1 rRNA gene is annotated in these 523 nt (G+C 54.5%); it reads right to left on the reverse strand.

The window, feature by feature from the left end:
* Positions 1–523, reverse strand: a 23S ribosomal RNA gene (locus tag NA330_RS23190); the annotation flags it as partial.

The raw sequence follows: 523 nt of genomic DNA on the forward strand, positions 1-523 counted from the left end.
TCGCTGCCGCAGCTTCGGTGCATGGTTTAGCCCCGTTACATCTTCCGCGCAGGCCGACTCGACCAGTGAGCTATTACGCTTTCTTTAAATGATGGCTGCTTCTAAGCCAACATCCTGGCTGTCTGGGCCTTCCCACATCGTTTCCCACTTAACCATGACTTTGGGACCTTAGCTGGCGGTCTGGGTTGTTTCCCTCTTCACGACGGACGTTAGCACCCGCCGTGTGTCTCCCGTGATAACATTCTCCGGTATTCGCAGTTTGCATCGGGTTGGTAAGCCGGGATGGCCCCCTAGCCGAAACAGTGCTCTACCCCCGGAGATGAATTCACGAGGCGCTACCTAAATAGCTTTCGGGGAGAACCAGCTATCTCCCGGTTTGATTGGCCTTTCACCCCCAGCCACAGGTCATCCGCTAATTTTTCAACATTAGTCGGTTCGGTCCTCCAGTTAGTGTTACCCAACCTTCAACCTGCCCATGGCTAGATCACCGGGTTTCGGGTCTATACCCTGCAACTTAACGCCC

Origin of the sequence: Salmonella sp. NW722 (assembly GCF_051702785.1) — a bacterium.
Lineage (GTDB): Bacteria > Pseudomonadota > Gammaproteobacteria > Enterobacterales > Enterobacteriaceae > Salmonella > Salmonella enterica.